At 70.4% G+C, this 13,418-nt stretch carries 10 protein-coding genes; 3 read left to right on the top strand and 7 right to left on the bottom strand.

Annotated elements, in window-relative coordinates; genetic code table 11:
* Positions 1-79 precede the first annotated feature (79 nt).
* Positions 80-949, bottom strand: coding sequence for a VIT1/CCC1 transporter family protein (locus tag INT49_RS01015; protein ID WP_193115851.1), 870 nt, complete (start codon positions 947-949; stop codon positions 80-82).
* A 219-nt stretch (positions 950-1,168) separates the two neighbouring features.
* Positions 1,169-3,367 carry an MMPL family transporter gene (locus INT49_RS01010; protein ID WP_319021462.1) on the bottom strand — a complete coding sequence of 733 codons (2,199 nt, stop codon included), beginning with the start codon at positions 3,365-3,367 and terminating at the stop codon, positions 1,169-1,171.
* Between the two features lie 212 nt (positions 3,368-3,579).
* Here INT49_RS01010 and INT49_RS01005 point away from each other — a divergent pair, with 212 nt between their 5' ends.
* Both INT49_RS01005 and INT49_RS01000 read left to right on the top strand, forming a co-directional pair.
* Complete coding sequence (locus tag INT49_RS01005) at positions 3,580-4,734, top strand: winged helix DNA-binding domain-containing protein (RefSeq protein ID WP_193115850.1); 1,155 nt, start codon at positions 3,580-3,582, stop codon at positions 4,732-4,734.
* A gap of 154 nt (positions 4,735-4,888) precedes the next feature.
* Positions 4,889-5,806, top strand: coding sequence for a rhomboid family intramembrane serine protease (locus INT49_RS01000; protein ID WP_193115849.1), 918 nt, complete (start codon positions 4,889-4,891; stop codon positions 5,804-5,806).
* Positions 5,807-6,775: 969 nt separating this feature from the next.
* Here the strand turns inward: INT49_RS01000 and INT49_RS00995 are convergent.
* Complete coding sequence (locus tag INT49_RS00995) at positions 6,776-7,405, bottom strand: pyroglutamyl-peptidase I (protein ID WP_193115848.1); 630 nt, start codon at positions 7,403-7,405, stop codon at positions 6,776-6,778.
* A 134-nt stretch (positions 7,406-7,539) separates the two neighbouring features.
* Here INT49_RS00995 and INT49_RS00990 point away from each other — a divergent pair, with 134 nt between their 5' ends.
* Entirely contained in the window at positions 7,540-8,196 is a 657-nt protein-coding gene (locus INT49_RS00990) for a GNAT family N-acetyltransferase (protein ID WP_193115847.1), read from the top strand.
* A gap of 87 nt (positions 8,197-8,283) precedes the next feature.
* On the opposite strand, the gene INT49_RS00985 is transcribed toward INT49_RS00990, so the two are convergent.
* From INT49_RS00985 to INT49_RS00970, 4 genes are all read right to left on the bottom strand, one after another.
* Positions 8,284-8,796, bottom strand: coding sequence for a lamin tail domain-containing protein (locus INT49_RS00985; protein ID WP_319021461.1), 513 nt, complete (start codon positions 8,794-8,796; stop codon positions 8,284-8,286).
* A 191-nt stretch (positions 8,797-8,987) separates the two neighbouring features.
* Complete coding sequence (locus INT49_RS00980; RefSeq protein WP_193115845.1) at positions 8,988-10,799, bottom strand: ABC transporter ATP-binding protein; 1,812 nt, start codon at positions 10,797-10,799, stop codon at positions 8,988-8,990.
* Positions 10,796-12,808, bottom strand: coding sequence for an ABC transporter ATP-binding protein (locus INT49_RS00975; protein ID WP_226849567.1), 2,013 nt, complete (start codon positions 12,806-12,808; stop codon positions 10,796-10,798). Before INT49_RS00975 ends, INT49_RS00980 begins: the two co-directional genes overlap by 4 nt.
* A 206-nt stretch (positions 12,809-13,014) precedes the next feature.
* Positions 13,015-13,374, bottom strand: a complete 360-nt coding sequence (locus INT49_RS00970) for a hypothetical protein (protein ID WP_193115844.1) — start codon at positions 13,372-13,374, stop codon at positions 13,015-13,017.
* Between the last annotated feature and the right edge of the window lie 44 nt (positions 13,375-13,418).

Below are 13,418 nucleotides of genomic sequence, written 5' to 3'. Positions count from 1 at the left end.
GGTCGCAGGCCAGGGTAGCTTTCTCGCGCCTGTGGAGAAAATTGGCACCTGGTGAATGCGCTCCTCATCCGCGCAGTGCTCAGGCGATGAACGCCCCGAGCGCGGCGCCGATGCCGTAGGTGACCACGATCGCGAGCAGGCCTCCGGCGATGGTGCGCAGGGTGGCCCGGCCGGCAGTCGCCTGGCCGAGGCGGGCGCTGACCACGCCCAGCGCTGCGAGCGAGACGACCACCGCGAGCATCGTCACCGGCAGCCGCAGCACGGCCGGGGAGGCGAGGATCGCCAGCAGCGGGATCGCGCCGCCGATCGAGAAGGAGATCAGGGAGGTGATCGCCGCGCCCCAGGGCGAGACCACGGCGCCGTCCTCGACGTTGTGTCGGAAGCGGGTGTGCGCCCCGAGCGCATCGTGGCGCTCCAGGGACTCCGCGACGGAGCCCACCACGTCCTGCGGGATCCCCGTCTCGGTGAGGGCCTCGACCAGATGGCGGTGCTCCCGCTCGGGCTGGGCGGCGAGATCGGCGCGGGTGCGAGCGATCAGGGCGCGATCAGTGTCGCGCTGGGTGGAGACGGAGACGTACTCGCCCATCGCCATCGACAGCGCGCCGGCGATCAGGGCGGCGAGCCCGGCGATCAGCAGCCAGCGGGTGTCAGTGGTGGCGCCGGCGACTCCCACCGCGAGCCCGGCGACGGAGACGATGCCGTCGTTCGCGCCGAGCACCCCGGCGCGCAGCCGGTTCACATGCTCGGAGCGCGCGGTGCGCTGCTCCTCCTGGGCGGACGGGCCGCGCAGAGCTGAGGACGCTGCGGGGGAGGTTGTGGTCGAGGGCTCGACGGACTGAGGCGCGACGGACTGGGACGCGACTGGCTGAGACGCGACTGACTGGGGCTTCACGGGCAGGGGCTCGACGGTCTGGGTCGCGATGGGGGAAGGCGTGTCGACGAGGCTCATACCAGCACTCTAGCTCTCTGGACTATGTCCAAACAAGCAAGGTAAGGCTACGCTGACCTGCAATAACGAGAGGTGGATCTTGCCAAATGAGGGCAGGGCAGGCTTCCCATATGAGGGTCGTACGAGCCGGGCCGGCAACGCCGCAGACCCCCGGGCCAGGGCCTCGGGGGTCTGCGACTTCAGGTGTTTCTGCGCTTCCGCGCTGCAGCGCTCCAGCCCTCAGACGCTGAGCTGCGCGGCCGCCGGGCGGGTGGGCCACCACATGCGGTCCCCGATCAGGGCGAACAGGGCCGGCACCAGCACGGTGCGCACCAGCAGGGTGTCCAGCAGTACGCCGAGGCCCACGATCAGGCCCAGCTGCCCCAGCACCACCAGCGGCAGCACTCCGAGCGCTGCGAACACCGCGGCGAGCACCACGCCGGCGCTGGTGATGACCACTCCGGTGGAGCCGACGGCCCGCACCATGCCCTGCGTGGTCCCGTGCGTCGCGGCCTCGTGACGGGCCCGGTGGACCAGGAAGATCGTGTAGTCCACGCCGAGCGCCACCAGGAACAGGAAGGCCAGCAGCGGCACGGTCACATCCAGTGCCGGGATGTCGAAGAGCAGGCGCCCGGCCCACAGGCCCAGCCCGATCGCGGCCACGGCGCTCGCCACGTTCACGGTGAGCAGCACCAGCGGGGCGATGACGGCCCGCAGCAGCACCATCAGCACCAGCAGCACGACCACGAGGATCATCGGGGCCACCACCAGCAGGTCGCGGGTGGAGTCGGTGCGCACGTCCATGGCGCTCGCCGTGGTCCCGCCCACCAGGGCGTCGGCCCCGGAGAGGGAGTGCAGGGCGTCCCGCAGGTCGGAGGCCTCGTCGATCGCCTCCGGAGATTCCGGCTGCGCGGTGCCGACGGCGGAGAGCACGGCCCAGCCGTCCGGGGTGGTGCCGCTGATGCTGGCACGGTCGATGCCGGGCACCTCCTCGGCGGTCTCCACGGCGGTTTCGGCGGCGGCCTCGCGCACCACGATCTGGTGCGGTGCGCTCTCGCCGGCGCCGTAGTGCTCGGCCATTGCGGCGAAGCCGGTGGAGGACTCATTGGCGGAGGCGAACTGCTCGTCCTGCGCGAGGCCCACGCGAGTGCCCAGCAGACCGGTGGCCAGCACCGCCATCAGCAGCACGGAGACCACGGCGGCCACGGCGGGGCGGCGGGTGACGGTGCGGGCCACGGCCGCGAAGGGGCCGTGCTCGGCGTCGTCGCCACGGGTGGCTGTGGTCTCAGTGGTCTCAGTGGTCTCCGGTTTCGGCACGAAGGGCCAGAACACGCGGCGGCCCACGACGGCCAGCAGTGCCGTGAGCGGGAAAAGCACGGCGATCAGGGCGATCAGCAGACCGGCCGCGGCGGCGATCCCGAGCCCTCGGGTGGCGGGCATGACGGCCGCCAGCAGGGTCATCAGCGCCAGCACCACGGTGACATTGGAGGCGATGATCGCGGGGGCGGTGCGGAGCCAGGCGGTGCGCAGAGCGGCGCGGTGGTCGGCGTGGGCGTGCAGCTCCTCGCGGTAGCGGGAGATCAGCAGCAGGGCGTAGTTGGTGCCGGCGCCGAAGACCAGCACGCTGATCACCCCGGCGTCGAAGGCGAGGGAGAACTGCTCGCCCAGGGTGCTGGTGACCGCGCCGGCGGCGCCGTCGGCCAGGGTCACCACCGCGAGCGGCACCAGCCACAGCACGGGGGAGCGGTAGGTGAGCAGCAGCAGCACGGCGACCACGGCGATGGTGACCGCGAGCAGCGTGAAGTTCGCGCCCGCGAACGCGCCGCGGATGTCGGAGCCGACGGCCGGGCCGCCGGTGATCGAGACGGTGAGCTCGGCGGGGGCGGAGCTTCCGGCGGCGGCGCGCAGGTCCGTGACCATCGCGTCGATCGTGTCCTTGTCCGCCTGGGAGTCGACCGTGGTCATCACCAGATCGGCCTCGCCGTCCTCGGCGGGCATGGGCCCGATCGCCTCGCGGCCGGACACCTCGGCGAGGTCGGCGCGCAGAGTCTCGACCGCGGCGGTGTCCTGCGCGGTGAGCGCGCCGCCGTCGGCCCGGGTGATCACGGCGAACACGGGCTGGTAGCGGTTGCCCTCCATGGTGTCGGCGATCGCGGCGGCGCGGGAGGACTCGGAGGTCTCCGGCAGCGCGTCCATGCCGGCGGCGGGCCCGGAGCCGCGCATGCCGCCCATGATGGCCAGCAGCACCACCACGGAGATCGCGAGCACCGCCCAGGCGGAGCGGCGGCCGGTGAGGGTGGAGGCGATCCGGTCGGCGACGCGGCCGACGCGGCCGGTGGGGGCGTCGGCCGCACCCGACGGGGCGGCGCTGCCGGTGGTGTCCCCGGCGACGGCGGGATCGCCGGCCGGGCGATGGGTGACGGGCGTGGATGCAGGCACTGTGGTTCCTTCGGGTGGAGACCGCTGGTGGCAGCCTGGAGGCTGTCCCGTGGTCGGGTGCTTCCACGCTATGGAGACCGGCGAGCGAGCGGATCAACCGTTCGATGGATCCTCCGGCCCGCCGTCTCCCGGTCGCTTCTCTGCGCTTCTCCGTGCTTCAGGGTTGCTTTCCCATTGCCTCCCTGCCGCTTCCCGGCCATTACGCTCGCCCCATGACGCAGCGACACCTCGCCGGAGCCCGCATCCTCGCCCAGGGCCTCGCGGGGGAGCCCCGCTGGGAGGGGCCCGTCGAGGTGGCCCGTGCCTTCGGCGCCCATCAGGGGCAGGACCTGGCCGGAGTGATGGCCTCCCTCGCGCTGCGCAGCCGCGGCGAGCTCGCCGACGTGCTCGCCGCCTTCGACCGCGGCGAGATCGTGCGCGGCTATCCGATGCGCGGCACCGTCTTCGCCGTCGCCGCGGACACCCTGGCCTGGCTCACCGAGCTCTGCGCCGGCGGTCCGCTGCGGGCGGCGATCTTGAGGCGCGGGCAGCTCGAGCTCGAGGACCACCATGTCGACGGGGCCCAGTCCGTGCTCGAGGAGATCGCCGGGGAGCACTCGACGCCGGGCAGCGGCCGGGGAGTGCTGCGCAAGGAGCTGCTGGAGGCGTGGGAGGCCGCCGGCATCAGCACCGCCCAGGGTCGCGGATACCACCTGCTCAGCGAGCTGATCTCCTTCGGGATCGTCGCCTACGGGCCCTGGCGAGACGGGGAGACGGCCGTGGTGCTGGCGAAGAGCTGGCTGCCCGCCGGCAGTGATCTCGAGGGCGCTTTCAATGGCGACGAGGTCGCGGCCGTCGCCGAGCTCGCCCGGCGCTACTTCACCACCCACGGGCCTGCAGGGGAACGGGACCTCGCCTGGTGGACGAAGCTGCCGCTGGGGAAGATCCGGGCTGCGATGCCGCTGCTGGACGGACAGCTCGAGAGCGGGTTCGCCGACCGGCAGGGGCTCTTGCACGCCACCGCCGATGCGGCGCGCGGAGGCGACGGCGACCGGCTGTGGTGGCGGCCGGGTCTCGCCGAGGAGTACGCGGCCGGCGAGCGGGAGACGATGCAGGAGCTGCTGCTGCCGGGCTTCGACGAGCTCGTGCTCGGCTACCGCGATCGGCTGTTCCTGATGGACAAGGAACGCCACCACGCCCTGGTCCCCGGCAACAACGGGGTGTTCAAGCGCGCGGCGGTGCGTCGGGGCGAGGTGGTGGGCGTGTGGAGCCGCAAGGGGCCGGCCGGGAAGCGGAAGCTCGTGCTCCAGGAGGTGCGGCCGGTGAGCGCGACGCAGCTGCGCCGGTTCGAGTCGCTCTTCACGGCGTTCCCGTACACCTCGGCCTGACGGCGCAGCTCTCCGACATCGCAGCTCTCCGACGTCGCCGCTCTCCGGCGGTGCAGTCGGCTCGGCGCGGTCAGGCTGCCGGCTCGACGGCGCCGTGCCCTCCGCGCCGCCTTCCATTCGGGGCCGACCCAGGCCCGCGTGATGGAATGACCCCATGGAGAGACCCAGCTACGGCTACAGCGCCGAGGACACCCCGGAATCCCAGGATCAGCCGGTCTGTCCTCGTCATCCCGACCGGGTGAGCTACGTGCGCTGCAAGCGCTGCGACCGCCCGGCCTGCCCGGACTGCCAGCGGCCCACCGCTGTGGGCGTGCTCTGCGTGGACTGCGAGCGGGAGCTCTCCCGGCAGCAGGCCTCCACCCGGCCCCGCAATGCGATGGGCGCCGGAATCGGCAAGCGCACCCCGTACGTCACCTACACGCTGATCGCCCTGTGCGTCCTCGCGTATCTCGGGCAGATGGTCGCCCCGCACATCGTGGAGCAGCTGGGGCTCTTCGCCCCCTTCCGAGCGCTGGCCATGCCGTGGACCTTCTTCACCGCCGGCTTCCTGCACGGCGGGATCATGCACCTGGCGCTGAACATGTACGCGCTGTGGATGGTGGGGCAGTACCTCGAGCAGACCCTCGGTCACGTCCGCTACTCCGCGGTCTACCTGGTCTCGGTGCTGGGCGGGCACACCGCCGTCTATCTGCTCGCCGACCCCCTCGGGCAGGCCTGGTACACCGGCACCCTCGGGGCCAGCGGCGGCGTGTTCGGCCTGTTCGCCGCGATGTTCATCGTGAACCGGCACCTGGGCGGGCAGACCGCCCAGATCCTGGTGCTGATCGGCCTGAACCTCGTCATCACCTTCACGATCCCCAACATCTCCTGGCAGGGCCACCTGGGCGGACTGGTGCTCGGCGCCGCGGTGACGGCGGGGATGTTCGCGCTGCGCCCCAAGGCCACCCCGGGAGCGGACCGGCAGGCTCTGGCCCGACGCTCCGCGGCCCTGCATTCCGCGGTGGTGGCGGGCGCCGTGGTGCTGTGCGTGGTGCTGATCGTGGTGAAGACTCTGTCGGCGCTCGCGCTGTAGCAGCGGAGCGGCTCTGCCGCCGGCGACGGGCGTTGCAGGGAGCACCGGGAGGGCCGGAGCACTGGGAGGGCCGGGGCGGCGAGAGGGCCGCTCCGGCCCTTCTGCGTCGCCGGGCCGACCGTCGGCAACTCCCTGTAGCACGGTTCCTCCGCCGCCTCCTCCGTGATCTGCGAACTACACACGTGTGGTTTTCCCCAGCTGTGGACGAAATTGGGGATAACTCGGCGGATGGTTGGGGATGACCGCCTCTCGCTGTGGAAAACCGGGGATCCGCTGTGGACGGACAGTGGGGACAGCTTGCGCGGCGGACCCACGGAGTGCGCATGGTCACCGCCCGGAACGCTGCCGTGCGGCCTGCGGAAACGTCCGGAGTCATCACCGGAGGCAGAAAGCTACCGTTCGGCAATAACTATGTGACCTGGCTGTATGTGATTGCGTCGGGGTTATTGGGGGAGTTGTTCAACCCCGGGCCGACGGACCCTCCGACCGCCTCGGCGCCGGGCGCGACACGCCCGGGTTATCCGCTGTACCTGCGGAACTACATGTCTGTCATTCGTCCACGACTGTGGATAACTCTGTGGACAACTTTCTCTGGGGAGGGGGAGAGGGTGGTTTCTCGTGCGTTCGGACCGCTGTTGCACCGGATATGCGGCTCTTCAGAGTTGAGTGGGGGGCGTCGAGCCCGCCGGTGATGAGGCGCATTCGGAGGCGGTAGTGCTCGACGTTCCGTGATCCTCGGGCGATGCGGCGGCCGACCATCATCGGGAACCTCGACGTCCATCCCCTGCTACCCCGCACCACCGGCGCGTCCACGCTCAACCCTGAAGAGCCGGGTATGCACACCGCGCGAAGCAGAATCGTCCCGATCCGGCCGGGGTGGTTGACGCAGCGGCTGCACTGCTGTTCCGAGCCCCGAGCCCCGAGCCCCGAGCCCCGAGCCCCCGACCCCGACCCCGAGCCTCAAATGCCTCAGTGCTCGGCGCCGCCCGTGAGGGAGACATCCACGTCGGTGCGCAGCGCCACCTCGGCCATCCCTGCCAGCGCTCGCCCTGCGGTGGGGACGTCGACTGCGTCGGCCGGGGGGACGTGGACGAAGCCGCCACGGATCCCTGCGAGCTCGGGATCCTCGGCGAGCAGGTGCTGGAGCAGGTAGAAGACGTCGTTGCACACGTAGGTGCCCGCGGTCTGCGAGACCGCGCCCGGGATGCCGTCGGCCGCCAGGGAGGCCGCCATCGCCTTGATCGGCAGCGTGCTGAAGTAGCCGACCGGTCCGCCCGGCACCACCGGCACGTCGATCGGGGCGGCTCCGGCGTTGTCGGGGATCCGGGCATCGCGCACGTTGACCGCCACCCGCTCCGGCGTGATGCCCGAGCGACCTGCCGCGAGACCTGTGGCGAGCACGAGGCGCGGCCGATGCTCACGGACGGCGGCGGCGAGCAGCTCCCCGGCCCGGCCGAACTCGACCGGCAGCTCGAGCTCCACCGCCGTGACCCCGCGCTCGCGCAGCTGCGGCGCCGCGACGGAGACCGCCTCCCAGGACTCGTTCGTCGCCGCTCCGTCGAAGGGGGAGAAGCCGGAGAGCAGCACGTCGATGGTCATGGTGACAGCGTAGGCGGGGCGGCCGGGCGCTGCCGCGATCGGCCCTGCCGAATCCGGCGACCGGCACCGCAGATGCCGGTGAAAGGCCCTGCTGATCGCGCGATCGGCCCTGCTGGCGGCGCTAGGATCTTCCGATGAGCTCAGCGCAGCGCCTCGAGGTCCTCCATCCGCCCTTCGCCCTCACCCTGCGCGCCGGGGACCTCACGCTGCGCCCGCTCAAGGACGCCGACCTCGCGGAGTACGCCGAGCTGCTGCGTCGGCCGATCTTCGCGGACCCGCAGTCCCCGGCGATGTTCTGGTGGTACCGGGCAGAGCCCGAGGTGCGCGTGCGCAACGCCCTCAGCTTCCAGTGGCGCCTGCGCAGCGAGATCTCCCCGGAGGGCTGGACCCTGCCGCTCGGAATCTGGGCGGACGGTCGCCTGATCGGCTGCCAGGACATCTCGGCGGTCCGCTTCGCCGAGCGGCGCACCGTCACCTCCGGCTCCTGGCTCACCCTCGATGCCCACGGCAAGGGGTACGGGAAGCTGATGCGCCAGGCGATGCTGGTGCTCGCCTTCGACCACCTCGGGGCGCTGCGGGCCGAATCCTCGGCGGCGATCGGGAACGACGAGTCCTTCGGCGTCTCCCGCAGCTGCGGCTATGTCGACAACGGCACCCAAATGTCCACGCTGCCGGGCCCGGTCGTGGAGGAGCAGCGGTTCCTGGTGACCCCCGAGACCTTCCGTCGGCCGGGCGTGCCGGTGGAGGTCGCAGGAGTCACCGCAGAGCTGCGAGCACTGCTCGGCGCCTGAGGCGTCGGCCCCCGCGAGGCGAGGACCACGCCCCAGAGCGCTCCGCACGCGGAGCGGTGAGTGCTGCGCCCACCGCGCCGCGAGGGCTCAGCAGTACGCGGTGGTGGCGGTGGTGCGGGCCGCGGTCTTCGTCGCCTTGCGCACGCCTCCCTTGTAGGTGCAGGACTCCAGCAGGCGGCCCTTCGCGTCGTAGGTGCGCGCGGTGTCGCCGGTGTTGTTCCAGATGTACGAGGCCTTGTTCCAGTACAGGGTCGACGCGGAGTTCTTCCCCTTCCCGGACCTGATCGTCAGGGTCTTGCCGGGAGCGATCTTCGTGCCCTTGGGGAAGGCGAACTTCTGGGGCCCGTTGTCCCGCAGCGTGTAGCCGGTGAGGGTGAGGGTCTTCGTCCCGGTGTTCTTCAGGACGATGTACTCCTTGTTGTACCCGGTGTTGTTGGCCTTGTCGGACCCCGCCGGGTCGTAGTGCATGGTGGTGATGTCCAGGGGCTTCACCGTCGCGGCCTCAGCGGAAGGGGCCGCGGCGAACAGCGTCAGCAGCAGCGCGGCGACGGCGAGGAGGACGGGAAGATTCCGGGCGCGGCCGGAGAAGGCAGTGAGCACAGGGGACTCCAAGGGGAGCGGCCTACGCAATCGCGTCGGGCGAACGACAGAGGGGGACAGCAATGGCCCGCAGCGTCGGAAGGACCGGCGGATGAGCGGAATCTAGCAAGCCGGGGGCCGCACCGGACCCGGTTGGCACGCGTTGTGCCGAGCGTCATAGCCGGGCGGCGGAGGCTCCGCCGCCCGGCGTCTCACATCGAGTCCTGCCAGGCCTGGTAGAGCGCGGCGAAGCGCCCGCCCTCGGCGACGAGCTCGGTGGGTGAACCGTCCTCGACGACCTCGCCGCCGTGCACCACGAGCACCCGGTCGGCAATCATCACCGTGGTCAGGCGGTGGGCGATGATCAGCGAGGTGCGGTGCCCGAGGAGCTTCGTGAGCCCCTCCTGCACCATGCGCTCCGACGGGATGTCCAGCGAGCTGGTGGCCTCGTCGAGGATCAGCACGCGGGGATCCGCGAGGAAGGCGCGTGCGAAGGAGATCAACTGACGCTGCCCCGCGCTGACACGCCCGCCGCGCTTGTTCACGTCGGTGTCGTAGCCGTAGGGCAGCTGCTCGATGAAGGAATCCGCCCCGATGGCCCGGGCGGCCCCCTCGATCTCATCGCGGCTCGCCCCGGGCTTGCCCAGGGCGATGTTGTCCGCGACGGTCCCGGAGAACAGGTACGCCTCCTGGGTGACCATGACGATGTTGCGCGTCAGGTCCTCCATGGAGATGTCCCGCAGGTCCACCCCGTCCAGCCGTACGCTGCCCTCGGTCGCATCGTAGAAGCGGGAGATCAGCTTCGCGACGGTGGACTTGCCGGCGCCGGTCTGGCCCACCAGAGCGACGGTCTGCCCGGCCGGGATGTGCAGGTCCATCGGCTGCAGGACCAGCGGGGCGTCCTCGCTGTACCGGAAGGCGACGTCCTCGAAGTCCACCTGGCCGCTCGCGGCGAGCAGGGGGGTGGGGTTCCCGGACTCCTTGACGTGAGGCTGCACCGCGAGCAGGTTCGCGATCTTCTCGAGCGCGGCCACCGCGGACTGGAAGGCGTTGTAGAAGTTCGCGATCTCGTCGACCGGCTGGAAGAAGCGCCGCGAGTACAGCACGAGCGCGACCAGGGTCCCGACCCCGAGGTCGCCGGACAGAACTCGGAAGCCGCCGACGACCAGCACGGCGGCGATGGTCACGTTGGCGAGGATGCGCAGCGCCGGCTGGTAGATGCCGAACACCCGGATCGAGCGCATCGAGGCGTCGCGGTAGTCCTGGGCGAGGGTGTCGAACTCTTTCTGGTTGCGGTCCTCCTTGCGGAAGGCCTTCACAGCGCGGATACCGGCCATGGCCTCGACGAAGTGGACGATCAGCCGTGCGGAGTGGGTGCGGATCGCGCGGTATTCGATGCGCGAGCGCTTCTGGAACCACATCGTCAGCAGGACGCAGGGGATCAGCATCAACAGCATGACCACGCCGGTGACCCAGTCCATCTTCACGATCAGCACGATCGTGAACACCATGGCCAGCGAGGCGCCGACCATCACGTTCACGCCCGAGTCGAGCAGCTCGCGCAGCGCCTCCATATCGGAGGTCTGCCGCGAGACGATGCGGCCGGAGGTGTACGACTCGTGGAATTCGAGGTCCTGGCGCTGGGTGAAGCGGAAGACGCGCCGCCGCAGCGCCAGCAGCATCTTCTGGCCGACGACGACGGATTGGCGTACGTACCCGAAGGTCAGGATGCCGCCGACGATCGCTGCGCCGATGGTGAGCGCGGCGGCCTGGATGGCCGGGGTCGGATTGCCGGCGATCAGTTCGGGCAGGCCGACGTTGATGCCCCAGGCGATGATCGCGGGGCCCGCGACCACCGCGAGCTGTGCGACGACGACCATGAGCGCCATCACCGCGAACTGGCCCTTCACCGGTGAGACGAGCTCACCCAGGAGCGCGAAGGAGCGGTTCCGGGTAGCGGTCTCCTGTGCGTCGGTAGGTGTCTGCTGCTCGTCGTCGTTCTGATCAACGGTCGTCGTGCTCATCGGCCCTCCTCCCCACTGGTCTGCTCTGAGGTCTGCTCTGACGATTGGCCGCCGACGGACGGAATCCCTGCGGTCACAGTCGGCTCGTGGCGTCGCGGATTGTCTGCGTCCCCCGGGCCGTTGGGGCCGTCAGATCCGGCTGGTCTGTCTGGGCCAGGCGGCGTGCCCGGAGTTTCGTCGTCAGTACCACCAGCGTCCTGGATCGCGCGCAGGTCGAGCTCCCCGGTCAGGGTCACGATGTCCTGGTCGCGGCGGACCTCTTCCTCCTGGTTCGCGATCACCCAGCGGTAGCGGGCCGAGGTCTCCATCATCTCCTTGTGAGTGCCGACGGCGACCAGGCGGCCACGGTCCAGCAGGGCGACGCGATCGGCGAGGGCCACGGTCGAGGTGCGGTGGGCGACGATCAGGGTCGTCGTCCCGTCGAGCACTTCGCGCAGGCGGGAGGTGACGGTCTCCTCCGTCTTGGTATCAAGGGCCGACAGCGGGTCGTCTAGCAGCAGCACCGCCGGGCGAGCGGCGATCGCGCGGGCGAGCGCGAGCCGCTGGCGCTGGCCACCGGACAGGCTCATGCCCTCTTCGCCGATGGGGGTGTCGACGCCCTCGGGCAGGTCGAAGGCGAAGCTGGCGTCGGCCGTGCGCAGCGCAAGTTCGAGCAGCTCCTCCCGCTCGTCCTCGGACAGCGACTGGTCCGCACCGATCAGCACGTTGACCCGCACTGAGTCGGAGAACAAGGTGGCGTCCTCGAAGGCGAAGGCGGTGAGGGTGCGCAGGTCCCGCAGGTCCATGTCGCGGATCTCGACCCCGTCGATCGTGATCGTCCCGGCGGTGACGTCATACAGGCGCGGAATCAGCTGCAACAGGGTGGACTTGCCGCTGCCGGTCACGCCCACCAAGGCCATGGTCTCGCCGGGACGGATCTCGAGATCCACCTCGTCGAGCACGTCGGACACGTGGTCCGGAGCGTCCTCGAAGCGGAAATGGACGCCCTGCAGGCGCACGGCGCCGGTGGCGTGGGCCGTATCCACCTCGACCGGATGCTCCGGGGAGGTGATCCGGTTCGTCTCGTCCATCACCTCGTAGTGACGATCGAGCGCGGTGGTGGCGTTGACGGCCTGGCCCAGCAGCATGCCAAGCTGACGCACCGGGCCCACGACGAGGGTGGCAGTCGCGAAGTAGGAGGCGAGCTGACCGGTGCTGATCGCCCCGTTCGCGGTCTGATACAGCCCGACGAGCAGGGCCACGCCGAGGGCGAGCTCGGGCAGCGTGAACATGAACATGTCGAAGCGCGCGATGGCGGTTGCCTTGCGCACCTCGGTCATCCGCAGTTCTTCGGCCTGCTCGGTGAAGCCGTCCAGGGCGGTGGGACCGCGCCCGAAGGCCTTGAGCACGCGAATGCCCTGGACGGACTGCTCGATCGTGGTGGCCAGGTCGCCGTTCTGGTCCTGCGAGCGGCGCGAGAGGATCGAGAAGTTGCGATTGAAGCGGTAGGCGATCACGGAGACCGGCACCGCGGCCAGGAAGAAGATGATGGCCAGGATCGCGGAGGAGCGCCACAGCAGGATCATGCCGACGACAATGGTGACGGCGCTGGTCACCGCCATGATCATGCCGAAGGCGATCCAGCGGCGGATCTGGTTGATGTCGGTGAGCATGCGCGAGAGCAGCTGGCCGGATCCCCAGGCGTCATGGAAGGAGACCGGCATGTTCTGGACCTTGCGATAGAAGTCCACGCGGATGAGCTTCTCGACTGTGGTCGACGGCGAGACGGCGAAGGTGCGGCGCATCCAGATCAGGGCGGCTTCGACGACGCCGAGGCCGAGCACGATCGCGCCACCGGTCCAGATGGTGGCGGCGACGGCGTCGGTCGCGAGCTGGTCGACGAGGTATTCGAGGACCTGCGGGATCATCAGCGCCACGAGGGACGCGGTGAGGGCGCTGAGCAGGCCCAGGTAGAGGCGGAATCGGATAGGGCGGACCGTCTGCCAGAGGCGGCTCATGGTGCCGAGCATGGGGAAAGGAGTCCTCAGGGATTGCGCTGTCCCGGCGGTCGGGACGAAGTCTTAGCCTAGTCAACTATCCCGACGATCGATAGCGCATTACGGGCGCGTTGTGCGTCGATCACCGATTCCACCGCAGCCCTGCACGTCGCCCCGGCCTCGTTCATGGCGATCACGGCGCGGGCGGGTCGTCACCTGTTGGAGGCTTCGCTCCGTTCTCAGGTCTCGTCGGCCGGCTCGACTGGACTCCACTCGCTGTAGGCGGCGTCGGAGAGCACCGCGGACGCGCCCGCAGCGGCCGCGGTCACCGTGAGCACGGCGGGCCAGGAGCCGATCCTCTTCGCGAGCGGGTGCGAGAGGCCGAAGCCGAGCACGTAGGTCGCGCCGAGCACGGCCGTGGTCCCGGGTCCGCGACGGGCCAGCCAGGTGCGCCCCGCGTAGATCCCGGCGGCGGCGAGCACCACGCCGCCCAGCGGACGGATCCCGGTCTCGCGGGCAGTCAGCCAGCCGCCGATCAGTCCGGCGGTGACGACGGAGGCGGTGTTGACGGATTCGGCAGGCTTGATCGTGATGCTCATGGCCGGGAGCCTACGCCGGGTTGGTGTGCGGTCTCTGAAGCAGC

The organism is Brachybacterium tyrofermentans (assembly GCF_014897585.1).
Taxonomy (GTDB): Bacteria; Actinomycetota; Actinomycetes; order Actinomycetales; family Dermabacteraceae; genus Brachybacterium; species Brachybacterium tyrofermentans.
The sequence above is the reverse complement of the archived record's forward strand: the minus strand, read 5'-3'. Positions and strand labels throughout refer to the sequence as shown.

Bases quoted from the DNA above. Each gene is read 5' to 3' on its own strand.
- INT49_RS01005 (WP_193115850.1), top strand. From the start codon at position 3,580: ATGACGCAGCGACACCTCGCCGGAGCCCGCATCCTCGCCCAGGGCCTC.
- INT49_RS00990 (WP_193115847.1), top strand. From the start codon at position 7,540: ATGAGCTCAGCGCAGCGCCTCGAGGTCCTCCATCCGCCCTTCGCCCTC.
- INT49_RS01000 (WP_193115849.1), top strand. From the start codon at position 4,889: ATGGAGAGACCCAGCTACGGCTACAGCGCCGAGGACACCCCGGAATCC.
- INT49_RS01015 (WP_193115851.1), bottom strand. From the start codon at position 949: ATGAGCCTCGTCGACACGCCTTCCCCCATCGCGACCCAGACCGTCGAG.
- INT49_RS00970 (WP_193115844.1), bottom strand. From the start codon at position 13,374: ATGAGCATCACGATCAAGCCTGCCGAATCCGTCAACACCGCCTCCGTC.
- INT49_RS00980 (WP_193115845.1), bottom strand. From the start codon at position 10,799: ATGAGCACGACGACCGTTGATCAGAACGACGACGAGCAGCAGACACCT.
- INT49_RS00975 (WP_226849567.1), bottom strand. From the start codon at position 12,808: ATGCTCGGCACCATGAGCCGCCTCTGGCAGACGGTCCGCCCTATCCGA.
- INT49_RS00995 (WP_193115848.1), bottom strand. From the start codon at position 7,405: ATGACCATCGACGTGCTGCTCTCCGGCTTCTCCCCCTTCGACGGAGCG.